This is a genomic window from Pseudonocardia sp. 73-21 (assembly GCF_001899645.1).
GTDB lineage: Bacteria > Actinomycetota > Actinomycetes > Mycobacteriales > Pseudonocardiaceae > Pseudonocardia.
In genome coordinates this window covers 119,845-139,822 of sequence record NZ_MKVV01000016.1, presented here as the reverse complement: position 1 = coordinate 139,822, position 19,978 = coordinate 119,845, and the positions used below count along the sequence as shown (strand labels likewise).

General features: G+C 73.8%; 23 protein-coding genes. 5 read left to right on the top strand and 18 right to left on the bottom strand.

Features of this window, described 5'->3' with window-relative positions:
- Positions 1-43: 43 nt before the first annotated feature.
- From BGP03_RS03820 to BGP03_RS03800, 5 genes are all read right to left on the bottom strand, one after another.
- Positions 44-1,030 carry an anti-sigma-D factor RsdA gene (locus BGP03_RS03820; protein ID WP_298800061.1) on the bottom strand — a complete coding sequence of 329 codons (987 nt, stop codon included), beginning with the start codon at positions 1,028-1,030 and terminating at the stop codon, positions 44-46.
- A gap of 105 nt (positions 1,031-1,135) precedes the next feature.
- Positions 1,136-1,708, bottom strand: coding sequence for a sigma-70 family RNA polymerase sigma factor (locus tag BGP03_RS03815; RefSeq protein ID WP_296369697.1), 573 nt, complete (start codon positions 1,706-1,708; stop codon positions 1,136-1,138).
- A gap of 364 nt (positions 1,709-2,072) precedes the next feature.
- Entirely contained in the window at positions 2,073-2,669 is a 597-nt protein-coding gene (locus tag BGP03_RS03810) for a response regulator transcription factor (RefSeq protein WP_075942692.1), read from the bottom strand.
- Between the two features lie 193 nt (positions 2,670-2,862).
- Entirely contained in the window at positions 2,863-3,780 is a 918-nt protein-coding gene (locus BGP03_RS03805; RefSeq protein ID WP_296369693.1) for a hypothetical protein, read from the bottom strand.
- On the bottom strand, positions 3,777-4,835 hold the full coding sequence (locus BGP03_RS03800; RefSeq protein WP_298800058.1) for a MerR family transcriptional regulator: 1,059 nt from the start codon (positions 4,833-4,835) through the stop codon (positions 3,777-3,779). Before BGP03_RS03800 ends, BGP03_RS03805 begins: the two co-directional genes overlap by 4 nt.
- A 152-nt stretch (positions 4,836-4,987) precedes the next feature.
- Here BGP03_RS03800 and BGP03_RS03795 point away from each other — a divergent pair, with 152 nt between their 5' ends.
- A complete protein-coding gene (locus tag BGP03_RS03795; RefSeq protein ID WP_296369811.1) occupies positions 4,988-5,311 on the top strand; it encodes a WhiB family transcriptional regulator in 324 nt (107 codons plus the stop codon).
- Between the two features lie 104 nt (positions 5,312-5,415).
- Here the strand turns inward: BGP03_RS03795 and groL are convergent, their stop codons facing one another.
- Together groL and groES are read right to left on the bottom strand one after the other, a co-directional pair.
- Complete coding sequence (gene groL / locus BGP03_RS03790) at positions 5,416-7,038, bottom strand: chaperonin GroEL (protein ID WP_296369689.1); 1,623 nt, start codon at positions 7,036-7,038, stop codon at positions 5,416-5,418.
- Between the two features lie 101 nt (positions 7,039-7,139).
- Positions 7,140-7,430, bottom strand: a complete 291-nt coding sequence (gene groES, locus BGP03_RS03785; protein WP_296369687.1) for a co-chaperone GroES — start codon at positions 7,428-7,430, stop codon at positions 7,140-7,142.
- Positions 7,431-7,677: 247 nt separating this feature from the next.
- On the opposite strand from groES, the gene BGP03_RS03780 reads away from it, so the two are divergent.
- Together BGP03_RS03780 and BGP03_RS03775 are read left to right on the top strand one after the other, a co-directional pair.
- Entirely contained in the window at positions 7,678-8,439 is a 762-nt protein-coding gene (locus BGP03_RS03780; RefSeq protein ID WP_298800055.1) for a sulfite exporter TauE/SafE family protein, read from the top strand.
- A gap of 10 nt (positions 8,440-8,449) precedes the next feature.
- Positions 8,450-9,364, top strand: a complete 915-nt coding sequence (locus BGP03_RS03775) for an aldo/keto reductase (RefSeq protein WP_298800053.1) — start codon at positions 8,450-8,452, stop codon at positions 9,362-9,364.
- Between the two features lie 87 nt (positions 9,365-9,451).
- On the opposite strand, the gene tsaD is transcribed toward BGP03_RS03775, so the two are convergent.
- From tsaD to tsaB, 3 genes are read right to left on the bottom strand one after another with little or no spacing between them, the layout of a single operon-like run.
- A complete protein-coding gene (gene tsaD / locus BGP03_RS03770) occupies positions 9,452-10,492 on the bottom strand; it encodes a tRNA (adenosine(37)-N6)-threonylcarbamoyltransferase complex transferase subunit TsaD (RefSeq protein WP_296369681.1) in 1,041 nt (346 codons plus the stop codon).
- Positions 10,489-10,950: a ribosomal protein S18-alanine N-acetyltransferase gene (gene rimI, locus BGP03_RS03765; protein ID WP_298800051.1), complete on the bottom strand. Its 462-nt coding sequence runs from the start codon at positions 10,948-10,950 to the stop codon at positions 10,489-10,491. Before rimI ends, tsaD begins: the two co-directional genes overlap by 4 nt.
- A complete protein-coding gene (gene tsaB, locus BGP03_RS03760) occupies positions 10,947-11,660 on the bottom strand; it encodes a tRNA (adenosine(37)-N6)-threonylcarbamoyltransferase complex dimerization subunit type 1 TsaB (protein ID WP_296369678.1) in 714 nt (237 codons plus the stop codon). Before tsaB ends, rimI begins: the two co-directional genes overlap by 4 nt.
- A 78-nt stretch (positions 11,661-11,738) precedes the next feature.
- Here tsaB and BGP03_RS03755 point away from each other — a divergent pair, with 78 nt between their 5' ends.
- Positions 11,739-12,410, top strand: a complete 672-nt coding sequence (locus BGP03_RS03755) for a hypothetical protein (protein WP_296369676.1) — start codon at positions 11,739-11,741, stop codon at positions 12,408-12,410.
- Here the strand turns inward: BGP03_RS03755 and BGP03_RS03750 are convergent, their stop codons facing one another.
- From BGP03_RS03750 to BGP03_RS03725, 6 genes are all read right to left on the bottom strand, one after another.
- Entirely contained in the window at positions 12,411-13,109 is a 699-nt protein-coding gene (locus BGP03_RS03750; RefSeq protein WP_298800049.1) for an HAD family hydrolase, read from the bottom strand.
- A 66-nt stretch (positions 13,110-13,175) separates the two neighbouring features.
- Positions 13,176-13,667 carry a tRNA (adenosine(37)-N6)-threonylcarbamoyltransferase complex ATPase subunit type 1 TsaE gene (gene tsaE / locus BGP03_RS03745; RefSeq protein ID WP_296369672.1) on the bottom strand — a complete coding sequence of 164 codons (492 nt, stop codon included), beginning with the start codon at positions 13,665-13,667 and terminating at the stop codon, positions 13,176-13,178.
- The gene (locus BGP03_RS03740) at positions 13,664-14,776 is read right to left on the bottom strand and encodes an alpha/beta hydrolase (protein WP_296369670.1); all 1,113 of its coding nucleotides are present in this window, start codon (positions 14,774-14,776) and stop codon (positions 13,664-13,666) included. The genes tsaE and BGP03_RS03740 overlap by 4 nt, the downstream gene beginning before the upstream one ends.
- Complete coding sequence (gene alr / locus BGP03_RS03735; RefSeq protein WP_296369810.1) at positions 14,770-15,930, bottom strand: alanine racemase; 1,161 nt, start codon at positions 15,928-15,930, stop codon at positions 14,770-14,772. The genes BGP03_RS03740 and alr overlap by 7 nt, the downstream gene beginning before the upstream one ends.
- A 180-nt stretch (positions 15,931-16,110) precedes the next feature.
- Complete coding sequence (locus BGP03_RS03730; RefSeq protein ID WP_298800046.1) at positions 16,111-17,535, bottom strand: NAD(P)H-hydrate dehydratase; 1,425 nt, start codon at positions 17,533-17,535, stop codon at positions 16,111-16,113.
- A gap of 29 nt (positions 17,536-17,564) precedes the next feature.
- Entirely contained in the window at positions 17,565-18,089 is a 525-nt protein-coding gene (locus BGP03_RS03725) for a DUF4333 domain-containing protein (RefSeq protein ID WP_296369667.1), read from the bottom strand.
- A 156-nt stretch (positions 18,090-18,245) separates the two neighbouring features.
- Between BGP03_RS03725 and BGP03_RS03720 the strand changes: the two genes are divergently transcribed.
- Positions 18,246-19,073, top strand: a complete 828-nt coding sequence (locus BGP03_RS03720) for a dienelactone hydrolase family protein (RefSeq protein ID WP_296369664.1) — start codon at positions 18,246-18,248, stop codon at positions 19,071-19,073.
- A 14-nt stretch (positions 19,074-19,087) separates the two neighbouring features.
- Here the strand turns inward: BGP03_RS03720 and BGP03_RS03715 are convergent, their stop codons facing one another.
- Together BGP03_RS03715 and BGP03_RS03710 are read right to left on the bottom strand one after the other, a co-directional pair.
- Positions 19,088-19,594: a hypothetical protein gene (locus tag BGP03_RS03715; protein WP_298800044.1), complete on the bottom strand. Its 507-nt coding sequence runs from the start codon at positions 19,592-19,594 to the stop codon at positions 19,088-19,090.
- Positions 19,591-19,851 (bottom strand): hypothetical protein, encoded by a 261-nt coding sequence (locus BGP03_RS03710; RefSeq protein WP_296369660.1) that lies wholly within the window; start codon positions 19,849-19,851, stop codon positions 19,591-19,593. Before BGP03_RS03710 ends, BGP03_RS03715 begins: the two co-directional genes overlap by 4 nt.
- Between the last annotated feature and the right edge of the window lie 127 nt (positions 19,852-19,978).

Below are 19,978 nucleotides of genomic sequence, written 5' to 3'. Positions count from 1 at the left end.
GCCCCGATCCTGTGGATCGGGGCCGTCGTCGTAGAGGGTGGGGTCAGCTGGTGCCCGGGGCCGGCACGGTGGTGCCGGTTCCGGACGCCGTGGTACTGGACGACGGCGCGCCCTCGGCGCCGCCCATGCCCTGGGGCTTGGGCGTGGTGGTGGCGGGCCCACCTTCCGTGACCGGGGTGGACGTGGCCCCGGTCGTCGGATCGACACGACCGTCGGTGTTGCTCGGCGCCGAGGTCGGGGCGCTCGGGCCGGTGACCGCCGGGTTCTGCGAGGTGAGGACCCCACCGGACGACGGGTCCGGTGCGGGAGCGTTCGTCGTGGTCACCGGATCCGGGTCCGTCGGCCGCGGGGACTGGCTGAGCTCGGCTCCCTTCGGCACCTTCCGCGTCCGATCCTTCTTCAGCGGCGCACCGGGGTCGGTGGGCTGCCCGGGAGGTGTCTCCGCCGCCTTCGCCACCAGGAAGTTCTGGACGTCGGCCAGCTCGGCCTTGCCCTCCTGCGGACGGACCGCGGCGAGATCGGCGTTCGCCGCCTGGAGCTGCTGCGCCGCGACCTCGGGCTGCCCGTCGACCAGCGCCTGCTTGGCCGAGGTGATGTGGTCCTCCGCGCTCACGGCGGCCTCGACCGACTGCGCCCGCTCGCTGTAGAGCACCTTCGACACGCCCCACAGCGCGTCACCGGGCTCGGAGCTGGCCGATCCGATGGACACGCCACCGATCGCGAGGACGACGAACGCGGCGGCCGCGGCCACCGGCGCGAGGTGCCGACCCACCCGGCGGGCAGTGGACGGCCGCCCGGCCTGGATGGCGGCCATCGCGGTGTCGATGTCGACGAGCTCGGGGATCGGATCGGCGTCGACCTCGGCCTTCCACGCGGCCAGGATGGCGGCCACATGGTCGTCGGCGTCGTAACCGTGCACGCCGGGCGCGGACACGGACATGCCGCTGCGCAGGGCGTTGATGAGCTCGTCGTCGGCCTGCACCGCGACGAGATCGATGGGCTCGTCCATCGGGATCGGGCGGGTGTTCATCCCCTCGGGGTGTACGCCGTTCGTGCCGTTGGTTCTGTGGCGTCCACCCCCGAAGGGGTATTCCGAGCCCCGCGGGGTGGTGTTGTCACCGTCACCGCTACGCACTCAGACCACCTCCTCTTCGGGCATCGACTTGCGCAACCGCGCCAGGGCGCGGTGCTGGGCCACCCGGACAGCGCCGGGTGTGGATCCGACCGCCTCCGCCGTTTCCTCGGCGGAGAGTCCGACGACCACGCGTAACACCAGGATCTCTCGTTGCTTGTCGGGGAGCGTCTCGAGCAGGGTTGCCATCTCGCCGGACAGTTCGACGCGCAGGGCGCGCTGTTCCGGTCCGTCTCCGGTCTCCACGGAGTCGGGCACTTCCGCGACCGGTTCCGACCGGTTGCGGGTGGCCGCACGGTGCGCGTCGATCACCTTGTGCGACGCGATGCCGTAGACGAACGCCAGGAACGGGCGGCCCTGGACGCGATAGCCGGGCAAGGCCGTGAGTACGGCCAAACACACCTCCTGCGCGACGTCGTCGGCGGAGACCGACGCACGGTCCAACCGACCGAGGCGCGCACGGCAGTACCGCACGACCATGGGCCGGATGATGGCGAGCACGTGCCCTACCGCTCCGCGGTCCCCTGCCATCGCAAGGGCCACCAGCTCGTCGGGAACGTCTGTCGTCTCACTCATCGCACGCTGTCGTCCGGGTGTTACCCAACATGTTCGTCATCATCCGTTCGTGAGGGCGCCCACGGAGAGTGTTCAGCCGTGTCCTCAATGCGCCCACCGTAGCGAACCGGCCGGACGATCCGGGAGGGACTCCTCGTCCGCAGATGATGACGTCCGGAAGGGGCCCCGCGGTGCGGACCGGGAGAGAGCCCACCCGATCGGGCGCAGCGGCGCCACCGGCGGGGAGAGCGACGGCCACGGGCGCGGACACCGTGGCGGCGGGCGCGTGGCCGGCCGGGAAGGGCGGGCCACGTCGCCGCGTGATCCACCGGGCCGCACGCACGAAGGCGCGGCCCGGGTCTGACGTCAGGTACCTACGGGCAGGTCAGGAGACCAGGCCGCGACGGAAGCCGTGGGCCACGGCCTGGGCGCGGTCGCGCACGCCGAGCTTGCGGAACAGCCGCCGGGCGTGGGTCTTGACCGTGTCCTCGGACAGGTAGAGCTCGCGGCCGATCTGGCCGTTGCTCTTGCCCTGGCTCATCCCCCGCAGCACCTGGAGCTCGCGCTCCGTGAGCTGGACGCCGGGGTCGGTGGGTGCCCGTGGCGTGGGCACCGCGGTGCTGGCCAGGGTGTGGGCGAGCGCGGCCACCAACTCGGGACGCGAGGCGTCCCAGCGGAGGTAGCCGCGGGCGCCGCCCGCGATGGCCGCGGCGATGCTGCCCGCGTCGTCGGGTGCCCCGAAGACGATGACGTTGGCCTGGGGGTGGGCGGCGACGAGGCGACGCGTCGCCTCGACCCCGGTGGGCACCGCGCGCTGGGTGCCGACCAGGACGACGTCGACCGGCTGGCGTGAGAACCGCGCCAGCAGTTCGTCCCCATGGGCGACGCAATCGATCCGGTGTACCCCCGGCACCGCGGACATCACGCGGGTGAGACCTTCGCGGACGCTACGACGATCGTCGCAGATGAGTACCGTCGTCACGACGGCTCCTTCCTGCAGCTTCCTGCAGCCGGGTGATGTGTCACCCCCCGCATCGGCGGGTGACAGGCCCACCTTGACACGATCAGGGCGAACTTGTGGCCTCCATTCGGGACCGTTGCGCCGAGTGGCACTCGTCATGTGGGTGACGTTGTTCCGAATGGAGTAATTACACTAGCGGTATCTGCCTCTGGGGTCACACCGACACCCCCAAAAGGCGCTTGCCACGGGGGTCGGTCCTCCTTCCGATGACGCTCATCGCCGACGCCGCGGCGTGTCGTCGGCGCGTCGCGCCGCCCGACCGGTCGTCCGGCGATCGTTGCGCCGATCGGGCGACAGAATCGTTTGCGAGCGACTCATGATCGTCCACCAGTCGTGTGACGAGGTCCGCCGCCGCGAGCGCGCACGGCCACCGGAGGGGCAAGAGCCCCAGAACGTCACAATCCTCACCGATCGCGTCGAGCGCAGCGATCGCGTCCGCCGGACCGACGTCGCCCGCGACGCCTCGGGCCACCACGTGGATGATCCGTGACTTGAGAACGTGCCGTACCGAGCCACCGGCCACCGCGAGGGCCACGGCCGAGCCGGCCCGCGACACCGCGTCGGCGGCCCGCCCCGTCAGCAGGGCGTGCTCGGCGCGCACCCAGCCCAGGCGCACCCGGGGCCGCCACGAGGGGTGACCCTCCGCCGCCCGCTCCGCGACGTCGAGCAGCCGGGCGGCGGTGGTCGGGTCGCCGAGCCCGACGGCGTCGGCCGCCAGGCCCACGAGCGCGTCGATGCGCGCCGCCCACGCGTCCGTTCCGTCGGCATCGGGATCACCGGCCGGGCCCGCCGTGGCCAGCCGCAGGCCCAGGGCGTCGTCGGGCCGGGCCGCGGCGTGCCCGCCCTGCTGGCGACGGTGGGCCGCCCGCGTGACGGCGGCGTGCGCGGCCACAGCGGGCGGGACGGCGGGATCGGCCAGCAGGCGCCCCAGCTCGGTGGCCGCCGCCGCGTAGCGCCCCTGGCCGCCGAGCGTCACGGCCACCAACCAGCGGTCGACGGCCCCCGTTCCCGGTTCGACCCGTACGCCGAGGTCCGGGCGGCGGCCGAACGCCGCCTCGCGGAGAGCGCTCACACCGCCGCGGCGTCGCAGATCACGCGGGTGGCCTCGGCGAGCGAGCCCAGCCGGACCACCCGGGGCGGCAGCTCGACCTCCGCCCAGCCCGGGCCCCCGACGAACGTCCGGGCCGCGGGGCGGGTGCGGGGAAGGGACCGCACCACCTCGGCATCGGCGGTGGAACGCAGCTGCGACCAGAGGACGACGGCGGCCGGTGCGGTCCGCCGGATCGCGGCCACCAGCGCGTCGACGGGCAGGTCCGAGCCCAGGGAACGGCAGAGCACCCCCCGCTCGGTCAACGTGGCCGCGAGCACCGCCATCGGCAGCGTGTGCTGCTCGCCCGGCATCCCCGCCAGCAGCACCGGTCGCGCGCCGGCGTTCGACGGTCTGCCCGTGGCCGCCCCGAACGCACCGACGACGCACTCGCTGAGCAGGTGCTCGATCTCGACCCCGGCGCCGGTGGCCGCCCAGCGCTCGCCCACGGCGGTCAGCACCGGCACGGCCACGTCGTTCCAGGTGGCCTCGACGCCCGTGGCGGCGATCGACTCCGTCAGCACCGCACGCGCGGCCGCCGCGTCCAGCGCGAGCGCGGCACGCCCCAGCCCGCGGGCGCGCTTCCCGACTCCCGGCAGGCGCAGGACCTGGCCGCCCACCCGCACGCGGGCGGCGACCTCCCCGGTGCCGCCCGTGTCGGCCAGGACCGGGTCACCCAGCTCGTCGGTCCCCTGTTCCGGCTCCGGCTCCGACGCCGGTGGAACGGGGAAGGGCCGGTCGGTGTCGGGCCGGGGCAACCGGGCGGCGAGCGCGTACGCCGCCGCCTCGGCCGGACCGGCCCCGCGCACGAGCGCGTGCTGCATCAGCTCCAGCCGGGCGACGTCGTCGGGGGAGTAGCGGCGGTGCCGGCCGGGGGCGTGGTCGGACGGGCCGATGCCGTAGCGACGGTCCCAGGTGCGCAGCGTGGCCGGCGCGATGCCGAGCCGGCGCGCGGCCGCGGCCACGCTGAGCTGCACCGTCGACTCCGGCGTCCCGGTCGGATGCGGATCGGACGGCTCCGCGACCGGTTCGGACTGCATCGGACCATCGTGCGTGCCCGGAGCGTCACCGGCAACCTGCCACGCCCACGGCGAAGTGTTTTACGACTCTCTACTTGAACAAGGTTTGAAGCGGTTCTATGGTGGGGTAACTCGTCGCTGGTACGCAGCGGAGAACAAGGTGGGTGATGAACGTGGCGGATACGCGAAGGCTCCCGGTCCCGGTCACAGAGATCTACGACTGGCAGATGCAGGGCGCCTGCCGAGGCATGGACAGCGCGTTCTTCTTCCACCCGGAGGGTGAGCGCGGCCCGGCCCGCGCCAGCCGCGAGACGCGGGCCAAGCAGGTGTGCAGGGGCTGCCCCGTCCTGGAGCAGTGCCGCCGGCACGCCCTGACCGTCCACGAGCCCTACGGCGTCTGGGGCGGGCTCTCGGAGTCCGAGCGCGACGACATCATCCGCGACCGCGACCGCACCTTGCGGGTGCACGGCCAGAGCCAGGCCGTCTCGCGGATGTGAAGCACCGGGCCCGGGGCGGAGCACACCGGCCAGGGCCCGTGAACACCGAAGGCGGGCCGGCCCCACATGGGCCGGCCCGCCTTCGCCGTTCGTGAACTACTACCTCAGTGGCCGTGCCCGTGGCCGTGACCACCCGCGGGGGCGGGCGGTGCGTCGGCGGGCTTGTCGACGACCGCGCTCTCGGTGGTGAGCACCATGCGCGCGATCGACGCGGCGTTGACCACCGCGGACCGGGTGACCTTGACGGGGTCGATGACGCCGTCGGCCACGAGGTCGCCGTAGGTGAGGGTGGCGGCGTTGAAGCCACTGCCCCACTCCATCTCGGCGACCTTGCCGACCACGACCGCGCCCTCGAGGCCGCCGTTCGCGGCGATCCAGAACAGCGGCGCGGACAGCGCCTTGCGGACGACGGCCACGCCGGTGGCCTCGTCGCCGGAGAGGCCGAGGCCGTCCTCCAGCGCCTTCGCCGCCTGCACGAGCGCCGAACCGCCGCCGGGGACGATGCCCTCCTCGACCGCGGCCCGGGTGGCCGACACCGCGTCCTCGATGCGGTGCTTGCGCTCCTTGAGCGCGGTCTCGGTGGCGGCACCGACCTTGATGACCGCGACGCCGCCGGAGAGCTTGGCCAGACGCTCGCCGAGCTTCTCCTTGTCCCAGTCGGAGTCGGCGGCCGCGATCTCGGCGCGCAGCTGCACGACGCGCGCGTCGGTGGCCTCCTTGGAGCCGCCGCCCTCGACGAGGGTGGTGGCGTCCTTGGTGATCACCGCGCGGCGGACGGTGCCCAGCAGGTCCAGCCCGGCCTCGGACAGCTTGAGCCCGACCTCCGGGTTGATGACCGTGCCGCCGGTGGCGATGGCGAGGTCGTCCATGAAGTTCTTGCGGCGGTCACCGAAGAACGGCGACTTGACCGCGGCGACCTTCACGGTCTTGCGGATCGAGTTGACCACCAGCGTGGACAGGGCCTCGCCCTCGAGGTCCTCGGCGATGATCAGGAGCGGCTTGCCGTCGGCGAGCACCTTCTCCAGCAGCGGCAGCAGGTCGGCGATGGCGCCGATCTTGTCGCGGTGCAGCAGGACGTAGGCGTTCTCGAGCACCGCCTCCATCGACTCGGAGTCGGTGACGAAGTACGGCGAGAGGTAGCCCTTGTCGAACTGCAGGCCCTCGGTGATCTCCAGGTCGGTGGAGAGCGTGGAGCCCTCCTCGATCGTGATCACGCCGTCCTTGCCGACGGCCTTGAGGGCCTCGCTGATCAGCTGGCCGATCTCCTCCTCGCGGGAGGCGATCGTGCCGACCTGGGCGATGTGCTCCTTGTCGTCGACCGGGATCGACTTCTCCTTGAGCACCTCCGCCACCTTGTCGGCGGCCTTGGAGATACCGATGCCCAGCGCCATCGGGTTGGCACCCGCCGCGACGTTGCGCAGGCCTGCGGCGACCATGGCCTGGGCCAGCACGGTAGCGGTGGTGGTGCCGTCGCCCGCGACGTCGTTGGTCTTCGTGGCGACGGTCTTGGCGAGCTGCGCGCCGAGGTTCTCGAAGGGGTCCTCGAGGTCGATCTCACGCGCGATGGTGACGCCGTCGTTGGTGACGGTCGGTCCACCGAACTTCTTGTCCAGCACGACGTGGCGGCCGCGCGGGCCGAGGGTCACCTTGACCGCGTCGGCCAGCTGGTTCACCCCGCGCTCCAGTGCGCGACGAGTCTCCTCGTCGAAGCTGATCTGCTTCGGCATCTGTGCCTCTCTAGGGGGTTCATGCAGGAACAACCGCGCCCCGGTGGCCCGCTCGGTCGAGGGACCACCGGGGCGGCGGTTTTACAGCAACGCGGAACGCGTCAGTTGACAACCGCGAGCACGTCGCGGGCGGAGAGGATGAGGTACTCCTCGCCGTTGTACTTCACCTCGGTGCCGCCGTACTTCGAGTAGATGACGACGTCGCCGACGGCCACGTCGACCGGGACGCGGTTGCCCTTGTCGTCGATGCGACCCGGGCCCACGGCCAGGACCTTGCCCTCCTGGGGCTTCTCCTTGGCGGTGTCCGGGATGACGATGCCCGACGCGGTGGTGGTCTCCGCCTCGCTCGCCTGGACGACGATCTTGTCCTCGAGCGGCTTGATGTTCGCCACTTGATGACCTCCCCTTCCTGGGGTGTTCTTGGGTCTTCCGTGTTCTTGGGGTCGTACGGCCTCGCGGGCGCACCGTCGTCGCGGGTGCCGGGCGTCCGGTCTGTCGGCCGTGCGATTGGCACTCTACCCATGAGAGTGCCAACTCCTCAACGGTGGCCCGGCACCCGCGCGAGGCTCAATGTGAGACCGGGGGCCGAGTGGCGCATCGCACAGACCGCTCCGCCCCACTGCGGGGCAGGGTGCGGGGATGGATCTGCTCGAGGTTGCGCTGATCCTGGTGGCCGGCACCGCGGCGGGGACGATCAACGCCGCGGTCGGCTCCGGGTCGCTCATCACGTTCCCGACGCTGCTGGCGTTCGGGATCCCGCCGGTGACGGCGAACGTGTCCAACAACATCGGGCTGGTGCCCGGCGGCCTGGCCAGCGTGTGGGGCTACCGCCGGGAGCTCGCCGACCAGCGCCGGCGGCTGCTCGTGCTCGGATCGATGTCGGTGCTGGGCGGGATCGTCGGCGCGGTGCTGCTGCTGGTGCTGCCCGCGTCGGCGTTCCGGTCGGTGGTGCCGGTGCTGATCGGGGTGGCCGTCGTGCTCGTCGCCGTCCAGCCGTGGATCGCGCGGAAGCTGGCGCAGCGGCAGGCCGGGCGCGCCGACATCGGTCCGGGGTCGATGACGGCGACGGCGCTGGTCGGCGTCTACGGCGGCTACTTCGGTGGCGCGCAGGGCATCCTGCTGGTCGGCGTGCTCGGCACGCTGATGACCGAGACGCTGCAACGGCTCAACGCCCTGAAGAACGGGCTCGTCACGACGGTGAACACCGTCGCCGCCGTGACGTTCCTGGTGGTGGCGCCGAGCCAGGTGGACTGGCGGGTGGTGGGGCTGATCGCCGTGGGGTCGACCGTCGGTGGGCTGATCGGATCGAAGATCGGGCGCAAGCTGCCGCAGCCGGTGCTGCGCGCGGTCATCGTCATCGTCGGCATCGTCGCGATCGTGAACCTGCTGCGCCCGGCGTAGCTTCGTAGCCATGGCAAAGATCGGAAACCTGGACGTCTCGCGTCTGTGCCTGGGCGCCAACGTGTTCGGCTGGACCGCGGACCGCGACACCTCGTTCGCGATCCTCGACGGCTACGTCGCCGCGGGCGGGAACTTCCTCGACACCGCCGACTCCTACATGTGGCGCGCACCGGGCAACTCGGGCGGCGAGTCCGAGACGATCATCGGTGAGTGGATGGAGTCCCGCGGCAACCGCGACGACCTCGTCGTGGCCACGAAGGTCGGCTCGCTGCCCACCCGCCCCGGGCTCTCGGCCGCGAACATCGCCGCGGCGTGCGACGACTCGCTGCGTCGGCTGCGCACCGACCGGATCGACCTCTACTGGGCCCACAAGGACGACCCGGACACGGCTCAGGAGGAGACGGCGGCGGCGTTCGCGGAGTTCGTGGCGGCGGGCAAGGTGCGGGAGCTCGGCGCGTCGAACTTCTCGGCCGCACGGCTCACGTCGGCCCTGGCGACCACCCCGTACGTGGCGCTGCAGCCGCACTACAACCTCATGGAGCGCGCGGAGTTCGAGTCGACGCTCGCGCCGCTGCTGGCCGAGCGGGGCATCGCCTGCGTGCCGTACTACGGGCTGGCCAAGGGCTTCCTCACCGGCAAGTACCGCCCGGGCGGCGACGCGGTCGAGAGCGTGCGGGCCGAGGGCGCCCGCGCCTACCTCGACGAGCGCGGCGAGCAGGTGCTGGCGGTGCTCGACCGGATCTCGGCCGACCGCGGCGCCCCGCTGGGCGCCGTCGCGCTGGCCTGGCTCGCCGAGCAGCCCACCGTGGCCGCGCCGATCGCCTCGGCCCGCACCGCCGAGCAGCTCGACGCACTCCTGCCGGTGCTCGACCTGGAACTGACGGCCGACGAGCTGGCTGCGCTGACTGCCGCCGGCGAAGGTTAACCGGTGCCGTAGGACTTCGTGCCTTCCGACCGTGAAGGCAGTGGTGTCCGAGAAGGGGCAGACCATCGACCCCACGACCTGACCCGGTCACGAGCCGACGAGCACCTCGGTGACCGGCATGGAGGAGTCCGCGGGCAGGTCCAGCGGGGACGGGGTGGCGCCACCGGTCAGCAGGTGAGCACCGAGCGCCGCCACCATCGCGCCGTTGTCGGTGCACAGGCCCCGCCGGGGCACGCGCAGGGCGATGCCCGCCGCGTCGCAGCGTTCCTGGGCCAGCGCGCGGAGCCGGGAGTTCGCGGCCACGCCGCCGCCGAGCACCAGGGTCTCCATCCCGCGCTCGCGGGTCGCCCTGATCGCCTTGGCGGTCAGCACGTCGACCACGGCCTCCTGGAAGCTCGCGGCCACGTCCGCCACCGGCACCGGGGTGCCGGCCCGCTCCAGCGCCTCGACGTGGCGGGCGACGGAGGTCTTGAGCCCGGAGAAGGAGAAGTCGAACGGCGCGTCGCGGGGGCCGGTGAGCCCGCGCGGGAACGCGACGGCACGGGGATCACCCTCGGCCGCCATCCGGTCGATGTGCGGCCCGCCGGGGAACGGCAGCCCGAGCAGGCGCGCGACCTTGTCGAACGCCTCGCCGGCGGCGTCGTCGATGGTGGCGCCCAGCGGCGTGACGGGGCCGGCGAGGTCGGGCACGTCGAGCAGGCTGGAGTGGCCGCCGGAGACCAGCAGCGCCAGGCACGGGGGCAGCGGGCCGTGCTCCAGCGTGTCGACGGCGACGTGCGACGCCAGGTGGTTGACGCCGAACAGCGGCACCTCCCAGGCGGTGGCGTAAGCCTTGGCCGCGGCCACGCCGACCAGGAGCGCCCCGGTGAGACCGGGCCCCGCGGTGACCGCGACGGCGTCGATGTCGCGCGCGGTGACCCCGGCCGTGGCCAGCGCCCGGTGCACCGCCGGGACCATGGCCTGCAGGTGCGCCCGCGACGCCACCTCGGGCACCACCCCGCCGAAGCGGGCGTGCTGCTCGACGCTGGAGGCGATCTCGTCGGCGAGCAGGGTGACGGCCCCGTCCTCGGAGCGGACGACGCCGACGCCCGTCTCGTCGCAGGAGGTCTCGATACCCAGAACGATCATCGAGCGTCCCTCCGCATGGTGTGGGCGTCGGCGCCACTGGGGCGGTAGTAGCGGCGCCGCAGCCCGACCACCGTGAAACCCTCCGACTCGTACAGCGCCTTGGCTGCGTCGTTGTCGGTGCGGACCTCCAGGTACACGGTGGCCGACACCGCGTCGGCCGCGGCGAGCAGGCCGTGCAGCAGGGATCGTCCGATGCCGCGGTGCTGGTGGGCCGGATCGACGCCGATCGTGTGCACCTCGGCCTCCGCGTGCGGCGGGGACGCGACGAACGCCAGCCCCGCGTAGCCGACGAGCTGCTCGTCCACGCGGGCGGCGAGGTAGTGGTGGCCGACGCGGATCTCGTCGCGGAAGGCCTGCGCGCTCCACGGGTCGTCGCCGGGGAACAGCGTCCGTTCCAGCTCGGCGCAGCGCGCGGCGTCGGCGACGGTGAGCGGCTCGATGGAGACGGTCGCGGTCATGCCGAGCGCTCCCCGACCGGTGACGCGGTCGGGGCGGGAGCCGTGGTGCCGGCCGGCGCGGAAGAACCTGTCACCCGCTTGCGGGCCCCGGGCTCCACCGCGTCGGGTCGGCGCAGGTAGAGCGGCTCCAGCGGGCCGGGGACGACGCCCGCGCGCAGCGCATCCGCCGCGACCGTGACGAGCCCGGCGGGCGACGGCGACTCCGGGCCGACGACGGGCAGGCCCGAGACGGCCGCCGAACCCCCGGCGGCGCGCACCGCGGCATGCCCGACGACGTCGGCGGGGGCCGTGACGTGCGGACCGTCGACGCGCCGGCCGTCGGCGTCGTAGGCGGCCCAGTACACCTCGCGGCGGCGGGCGTCGGTGACGACGAGCAGCGCTTCCCCGCGGGCGTCGGCGGCGATGGCGTCGTGGGTGCAGACGCCGTGGACGCCGATGCCGAGCGCGTCACCGAGCGCGGCGGCGGTGACCATCCCGACCCGCAACCCCGTGAACGGGCCCGGCCCGGTGCCGGTGACGACGGCGTGGAGGTCGCGCAGGGCGACCCCGGCGTCGGCGCACGCGGTGAGCACGCCGGGCATGAGCAGCTCGGCGTGCTTGCGGGCGTCGTGGGTGACGTGGACCGACCTCTGGACGATCCCGGTGTCGGTCAGCTCGACGACGCCGGCGGTGACCGCCGGCGTCGCGGTGTCCAGGGCCAGCACGAGCATGCTCAGAAGCCTATCCGCCTGTGGACAACTCCGGTCGCGGCACCGTTTCCTGTCGGTACCGGTCCCGATCGTGGGGCGATGACAGAACAGAGGAAGTACCCGCTCACCGAGCTCTCCGACGCCGTCGCCCCGATCCGGGAGCGCCACCGCGACCTGATCGACGCCGCCGTCGCCTGGCAGGCCGGGCGCGAGCGGCGCACCGATCCCGACCACTTCGCCCTCATCTGCGCGGCGGCCGAGGACCGCTTCCGCTACGCGACCGTCACCCCCACCCGCTGGACCAGGGAAGGGGTCCACGGCACGGTGCGCTGCGGCATCCCCAACTGGTGTTCGATGCGGCACACGCTCTGGCCGGAGACGCTGTGCGAGGACATGTGGGAGTGGCTGGATTTCCTGCACGCCACCGGCCGGATGGATCCGGGCAGCGATCCGGTGGCCGAACTGCGCAAACCGCTGGCCTGCTACGGCTGGCTCGACCAGGACGGGCGTCGGATGCCGTCCGGCGCCGAGCGCCAGATCGAGTGCGAGTGCTTCCTGCCCTACCGCGAGACGGTGGAGCTGCTGGGCGAGATCGTGCGGGGCTGCGAGTGGTCCGGCGAGGATCCGCTCGACGTGCTGCGCCGCGCCGCCGGCCGGGATCCGGCCCCCCGTCGGCGACCCTCCGGCGACGACGGAGCCGACCTCTTCGGCGAGCTCGACGGGTACGGCTCGGTGGGGCTGATCGATCCCGATCCCGGGGCGTACGAGTGATCACCAGCCCGCGAGCAGCTCCGGGAGCTCGGCGAGACGCTGGATCACGCCGTCGGGGTGCACGTCCACCGGCACCTGCTGCACCGCGGGGATGTCGGAGTGGGGCACGAGCACCGCCCGCATGCCGGCGCCCTGGGCGCCGCTGATGTCGTCGTAGGGGCGGTCGCCCACGTACACGCAGCGGGCCGGGTCGGTGGCGCCCACGGCGTCCATCGCGGCCCGGAACGCGGTGGGGTGCGGCTTGGTGAAGGGCAGGTCGCTGCTCCACACGCAGGCGTCGAAGAGATCGAGCACGCCGTCGCGGCGCAGCCAGTCCTCGTGCCAGGAGCCGGGCCAGGAGGTGGAGGAGAGCACGCCGAGGCGCAGCCGTCGCTCCCGCAGCTCGGCCAGCATCGGCGCCGCCTCGGGATCGGTGATCGTCGCCTGCTCCCAGAACGCGCGGTAGGCCCGCATCGCCTCGGGGTGCTCCTCGGCGGCGGCGTCGGCCAGCACGTGGGCCACCGTGAACGCGTCGTGCGCGTCGCGGACGCGGGCCCAGCGGGCGTCGTCGGCCGAGAGCAACGCGGCGGCCGCCTCCGCGGCCCGGTCCGGGTCGTCGGCGTGGGCGGCCTCGGCGTAGGCGCGCCAGCCCTCGCCGGCGTGCAGCGACATCCAGGGCACGAGCGTGCCGCCCCAGTCGAAGATGACGGTGTCGATCATGCCGGGTCGATCATGTCGGGTCGATCATGCCGGGTCGATCATGTCGGGTCGATCATGCCGGGTCGATCATGTCGGGTCGATCATGCCGGGCCGGTCAGGCGCTCGCTCGACCCAGCTCACGGTGGCCACCCGGACGTCGTCCGGCCGCCGGTCCAACCGCACGAGGAGGTGCCGCTCGGCGAGGCGCTCCGCCACGCCCTCGCCCCACTCCACGGCCACCACGGCCTCCGCGAGGTCGGTGTCGAGATCCAGGTCGTCGAGCTCGGCGACGCCGCCGAGCCGGTAGGCGTCCACGTGCACCAGCGACACCCCGGCGCCGCCGGGCAACGACCGGTGCTCGCGGGCGATCACGAACGTCGGGGAGGTGATCGGGCCCTGCACACCCAGTCCGCGGGCGAGGCCGCGTACGAACACGGTCTTGCCCGCCCCCAGCGGGCCGGCCAGCACGACCAGGTCCCCGGCGCCGAGGTCGGCGGCGATCCGCTCGCCCAGCGCCTCGGTGTCGGCGGCGTCGGGGAGCTCGAGCTCGGTATCGATCGTCATGGGGTCGATCGTCATGCCCGCCTCCTCAACCGGCGCAGCCCACCCCGGCGACGGGCGGCGCAACGACCCAGCAGATCCAGCAGCGCCTCGTCCATCGTCGCGGGCTGCTCCAGCATCGGGAGGTGACCCACCCCGGGGAACCGCACGAGCGTGGCGTCCGGCAGCTCGGCGGCGATGCGCTCGGCGTGCTCGAACGGGATCACGCGGTCGGCCTCGCCCGCCGCCACCAGCACCTCGCACGTGGCGAACGCCGGGAGCGCGGCGAGGCGGTTGTGGCTGCCCACGGTGTCGACGAAGTCGATGAGCGCGTCCACCGCGTTGGTGCTGATCATGGTGTCGACGAGGTCCACCAGCCACGGCGAGACGCCGCGGTCGCCGTAGGCGTAGCTGCGCGTGATCGACCAGATGAGGTCGCCCGCCACCCGCCGGACGCCCTTCTCGAGCTTCGGCTGCAGGCGGGCGATCAGACCCACGCCCCGCAGCAGCGGGTTGTCACGGGAGAGGAGCGCCCCGGGCAGGCCGGCCCCGGCCATCTCCCCCGCCGACGTGGACACGAGCGCCACGCCCACCACCCGCTCGGCGAACAGCTCGGGACGCTGCTCGGCCAGCGCCATGAGCGTCATGCCGCCCATGGAGTGCCCGACGAGCACGAGCGGCCCCTCGGGCGCGAGCGCGCGGATCACGGCGTCGAGGTCACGGGCCAGCTGCTCGATCGTGCAGCTCTCCCGCGGGGCCCGCTCGGAGCGGCCGTGGCTGCGCTGGTCGTAGAGCACCACGCGCACGGCGGGCTCGGTCAGCTCGGCGAGCATGCGGCGCTGGAAGTGCCAGGTGCGCCGGTCCAGCGCGAATCCGTGCACGAGCACCACGGTCATCGTCGCCTGGCCGGACGCGGGCTCGATCTCCTCGCACGACAGCCGGATGCCGTCGTCGGCCGTGACGGACGAGGGCTCGCCGGGCGGGAACAGGCCGGGCGCCTCGTCGCCGTCGGAGAGCTCCTTGGCCAGGCGCCTGCGGTCCGTGGCGATCTGGCTGCGCTTGCGGGCCGCCACCCCGACGGCCACCCCGGTGGCCGCGACCGCGCCCGCCGCGCCGGCGACCGCGCCCCACACCTGTGGCCTCACCACGACGGACCTCCGACGGTGGTGCGGGTGACCCGGCGTCCGTGGATCCCGGTCACCACCTCGTAGTGGATGGTGCCCAGCTCGTCCGCCCAGTCCTGGGCGGACGGCTCCCCGTGGTCCCCCGGCCCGAACAGCACCGCGTGATCCCCTTCCCGGACGCGGCTGTCGCCGCAGTCCACCACGATCTGGTCCATCGACACCCGCCCGACGACGGGCCTGCGCTCGCCCCCGAGCAGCACCGTCATGCGGCCACGGCGGTTGAGCGCCCGTGTCACACCGTCGGCGTACCCCAGCGGGACCAGCGCAAGCGTCGTCTCCCGCGGTGTGACCCATTCGTGCCCGTACGCGACGCCCTCACCGGCGGGGACGCGTTTCACCAGCGCGACGCGCGCCCGCAGCGTCATCGCCGGGCGCAGCGGGCTCTCCGGCACGGGACGGTCCAGCGGATCCAGCCCGTAGACGGCGACGCCGGCCCGGACGAGATCCAGCTGCAGGTCGGGCCGGGTGAGGGTGGCCGCCGAGTTGGCGAGATGGCGGATCGGGTCGAAGCCATGGGCGCGGGCGGCGAGCCAGGCGTCGGTGAGGCGGGCGGCCTGCCGGTCGAGCATCGGGTGGTCGGGGGTGTCGGCGTGGGCGAGGTGCGACCAGACCGCGGCGACCTCGGCCACCCCGTCGGCGACGGCCATGGCCGCGTCGTCGAGCAGGTCGGGCCATTCGGCGGGCTGGGCCCCGCCACGCGACAGGCCCGTGTCGACCTTCAGGTGCAGACGCGCGGGCCGCCCGGCGCGTCGGGCGCCGTCCACGACGGACGCGAGGTGCGCCCGTGACGCCACCGACAGGTCGACGCCGGCTGCGACGGCGGGCGCGAAGTCCTCTCCGGGCAGGTGCAGCCACGACAGCAGCGGTGCCGTGATACCGGCCTCCCGCAGGTCGAGGGCCTCCTGCAGCGTGCAGACGCCGAGCCAGGACGCCCCGGCGGCCAGCGCCGCACGGCCCACAGTGACGGCCCCGTGGCCGTAGCCGTCGGCCTTGACCACCGCCATCAGGGCCGCGTCGGGGGCGGAGGCGCGCAGCACGCCGACGTTGTGGGCGACCGCCGCGAGATCCACCACAGCCTCTGCGCGCGGGAGCCCGGCAGGATGGTCCACGCCCTCCATCATCGCATCCGGCGGTACCGATCAAGGAGATCGGAGCGCCGAGCGTCACCGTGCGGCAATGACCTCGACGTCGTGGCGCGCGAACGAGCTGTCGGCCGTGACGATCGGGATGCCCTCCACCTGCGCCTGGCGCAACCCCGAACTCGGCCATGCACCGAGCGGGCCGCCCGAGTCCAGGACCTAGTCGGCTCGCAACGAGCGGATGGCCTCGGGAATCGCCGCCTGCAGCGCCGAGGCCGGGGCCGGGGCGCCGTCGGCCGCGATCTCCGCCGCCCGGGCGTGCAGGAACGCCCCGCACCCCGCCGCCCACCACGGCTCCAGCCCGGCCGCGAGCAGCGCGCCGATGATCCCCGACAGCACGTCCCCCGAGCCGGCCGTCGCCGCCCACGAACTCGTGGCCGGATGCACGAGCGTCCGCCCGTCCGGGTCGGCGACGACGGTGGCGTTGCCCTTGAGCAGCACCGTCACGCCCAGCTCGGCGGCCGCGCGGCGGGCGGCCGCGATCCGGTCCGGGCCGACCTCGCCCGCGATCCGCGCGAACTCCCCGGCGTGCGGCGTGAGCACCACCGGCTTCCCCCGAACCGCCTCGCGGAGGTCGGCGTGCCTGCTCAGCAGCGTGATCGCGTCGGCGTCGACGCACAGTGGCACGTCCTTCCCGATGGCCGTGGCCAGCACCGTGTAACCGGCGTCGTCGGTGCCGATGCCGGGCCCGACGGTCCAGGCCTGGGTGCGGCCGGCGTCGTCGATGGAGTCGGTGGCGATCACCTCCCACCAGTGGTCGCGGACGCCCGCCGCGGCGCTGCCGGCGAACCGCACCATGCCGCTCGTGGCGAGGACGGCGGCACCGGTGGCCAGCACCGCGGCCCCCGGGTAGACGGCCGAGCCTGCCGCGATCCCGACCACCCCCTGTGTGTACTTGTCGTCGGCCGGCCCGGGCAGCGGCCAGCGGGCGGCCACGTCGGACGCGGTGAGGACGTGCGCGTACGGGGGCGGGAGCAGCGGCCCCAACCCGATGTCGACGACGTGCACCGGCCCGCAGCGCGGCGCAGCCAGGACGTGGACGGGCTTGCGCGCACCGAACGTGCAGGTCTCCGTCGCGGTGACGGCGTCGCCGTCGACCGCGCCGGTGTCGGTGTCGACGCCGCTGGGCAGGTCCACGGCGAGCACCGGCACTCCGGAGGCCGCATCGACCAGCGCGGCGGCGTCGGGCCGGAGCCCACCGCGTCCGGAGATGCCGACGATGCCGTCGAGGACGAGGTCGGCCTCCGCCAGCACCGCAGGCGCCGCGTCGACGTCGACGGTCCGGCCACCGGCCCGGCGCAGCGCGGCGAGCCCGGCGGGGTGCGCCCGGTCGGGCGTCATCAGCACGGCCGTGACGCCGGCCCCGCGGCGTCGCAGCTCGACGCCGGCCCACAGCGCGTCGCCGCCGTTGTCGCCGGCCCCCACGAGCAGCACGACCCGGCCGCCTGCCACCCGGCCCAGCATGCGGCGCGCGTGCACGGCCAGCCCGAACGCCGCGCGCCGCATCAGCGCGCCCTCCGGGGTGCGGTCCAGCAACACTTGCTCGGTGTCACGGATCTGCTGGGCCGTCCAGACGCCTCTCACACAGCGCGACGATAGTGCGCCGGCCGTGATCAGGCCGTGTCGATCGAGTAGTTGATCAGGCCGCCGTCGACGCTCGTGACCGCGACCTTGACGTCGACCTTCTCCGCGCCCGCCGTCAGGCTGCAGGTGACGGACTGGCCGACCGTCGGCGGGAGGTCACCGGTGCACACCGTGGAGTCGACGGTGACGCCGGCCTTCTGCCCGATCTGGTCGCCCACCTTCTTCTCCAGCACCGCCCTGGCCACGGGCCGCGCCTCGGTGGTGATGTCGTAGTTGGCGGTGTTGCCGTCGATGGACTTCACGGTGGCGACGGCGTCGACCGGCTGGCCGTCGACCTGGAACTCACAGCGCACCGACTGACCCACCTCCGCCGTGAGATCGGCCGGGCAGGTGACGGCGCCGGCACCGACCTTCTGCTCGTCGAGCTTCGCCTTGATCGACGCGGCGACGTCGTCCTTGGTGACCGTCGAGGTGCAGCCGGCGAGGCCGAGCACCAGCGCGACGGCGGCAGCGACGATGGCGGCCGGGCGGCCCAGCGAGCGGAATGTGGTCATCGATCATCCTCGTGTCCGGAGGGCCGGAATGGCCCGATTGATGACGAGATCGGTGTGTCCCCCGGCACCGTTAACGGCGGAGGTCCGCGTTCGCCCGATCGTGACGATCACGGGCTCGAATGGTCGCGACCACATCCGCGGTACTACGGTCACCGCGTGACCAGGACCAGCCCGACCCCCCGGCCACCTGCGCTGCGCAACGCGAAGGAGGGCCTCGACGTGCTGTCGAGGCCCGGGCCGCACCCGGTGCTGCGGGGCGACCTCGGCATGGTCGGCATCCCCGGCGTCGTGTTCGCACCCGAGGAGGGTCTGGGCCTGCCTGCCGTCGCGTTCGGGCACGACTGGCTGCAGCCCGCCACGCGCTACGCCGATCTGCTGCGCCACCTGGCGTCCTGGGGCATCGTCGCGGCCGCACCGTCCAACCACCGCGGTGCCCTGCCGAGCCACGCCGGCTTCGCGGCCGACCTGCGCACCACCGTGGACGTCTGCGCCGGCGTCCGGCTCGGCGACGGACGGATCAGCGTCGACTCCCGGCAGACCGCGATCATGGGCCACGGCATCGGCGGCGGGGCCGCGCTCGTCGCCGCCGTCGGGCACCCCCGCGTCGCGGCCGTCGTCACGATCGCCCCCGCGCAGACCCGCCCGTCCGCGCTCGACGCGGCCCGCGGGATCACGGTGCCCACGCTGCACATCGCCGCGGGCAAGGACATGGTGGCGCCGATCGCCGGCCACGCCGAGCCCATCGCCGCGGCCGCGGGCGGGCCGGTGTGGCTGCGCACGCTGCCGAAGGCGTCCCACACAGCGTTCCTCGAGGGCCGGCACTGGAGCGACCTCGTGCTCGCCGGCAGCCCCGACGCGAAGACCCGTCGCCTGACACGGGCACTCGTCACCGCGTTCCTGCTCAACAAACTGTGCGACGAGGACCGCGTCGAGGCCCTCGTCGACGGCAAGGTGCCCGGCACCACGCTGGAGCACCGCGGCTGAGCTCCCGATCCGGTTCAGTCGGTCCCGGGATCGGAGCCGGCGCGGTCGGGCTCGTCGCGGTCGGGCTCGGACAGCTCAGCGATCCGCATGCCGAGGTCGTCGTCGACGCGCTCGCCGGCCGCAGTGCCCAGCCGAGGTCCGCGATCGCGTGTCGCGGCGGCTGCGCCGAGCACGGCTGCGCGCAGCGGGGCCAGCGCCTCCTGCCAGGAGAGCGGCGGCCCGGAGGGCGGCACCAGGGACGCCCGGGGCCCGGCGGTCGGGGGGCCGGCGACGGGTGGTGACGGAGGCTCCGGCGCCCGTCGCGCGATCGCGGCCACGATCTCCGACGACTCCGCGGCGACCCGGCCGAGCTCGCGGTGCAGGAGCGCGACCCGCTCGGCCCACTCCTGCCCGTGCCCGTCCCGCCAGTCCTCGGCGACGGCGAGCGCCAGCCTGCCCGCCCCGTCCGCCGCTCCGGCCAGTGCGGCGGACACCCCGCCCCACCAGCGCGCGTCCGGGTCGTCGTCACCGGGTGGGATCACGACCGGCCGGTCCGGCGCAGCGACCCCGCCACCTCGGCGTCGGCCCGCTCGGCCGCCTCGGCCGCGGCCAGGAGCGCCGCGCCGAGCTCGCCCAGCTCCTGCAGCGCGCGCCGGAGCGTGGTCACGAGCCGGTCGGTGTCGGGCGAGCCGTCCACCGGACGATCACCCAGCGCCGACCGCAGCCCGGCCGCCAGTGCATCGGCCTCGCCCGCGTGGGCGCGCAGGCGATCGGGACGCAGGTGCACGGCGTATGGCATGCACCGATGGTGCCCGACTCGGCCATGGTCGCGGGCCCGAACGGCACAACCTCCCACTCACCGCCTCTCCGTGCTGGCCCACCCGACCCGCCTCATGGTCGCGTGTGGTGGTCGAACACGGCTCCCG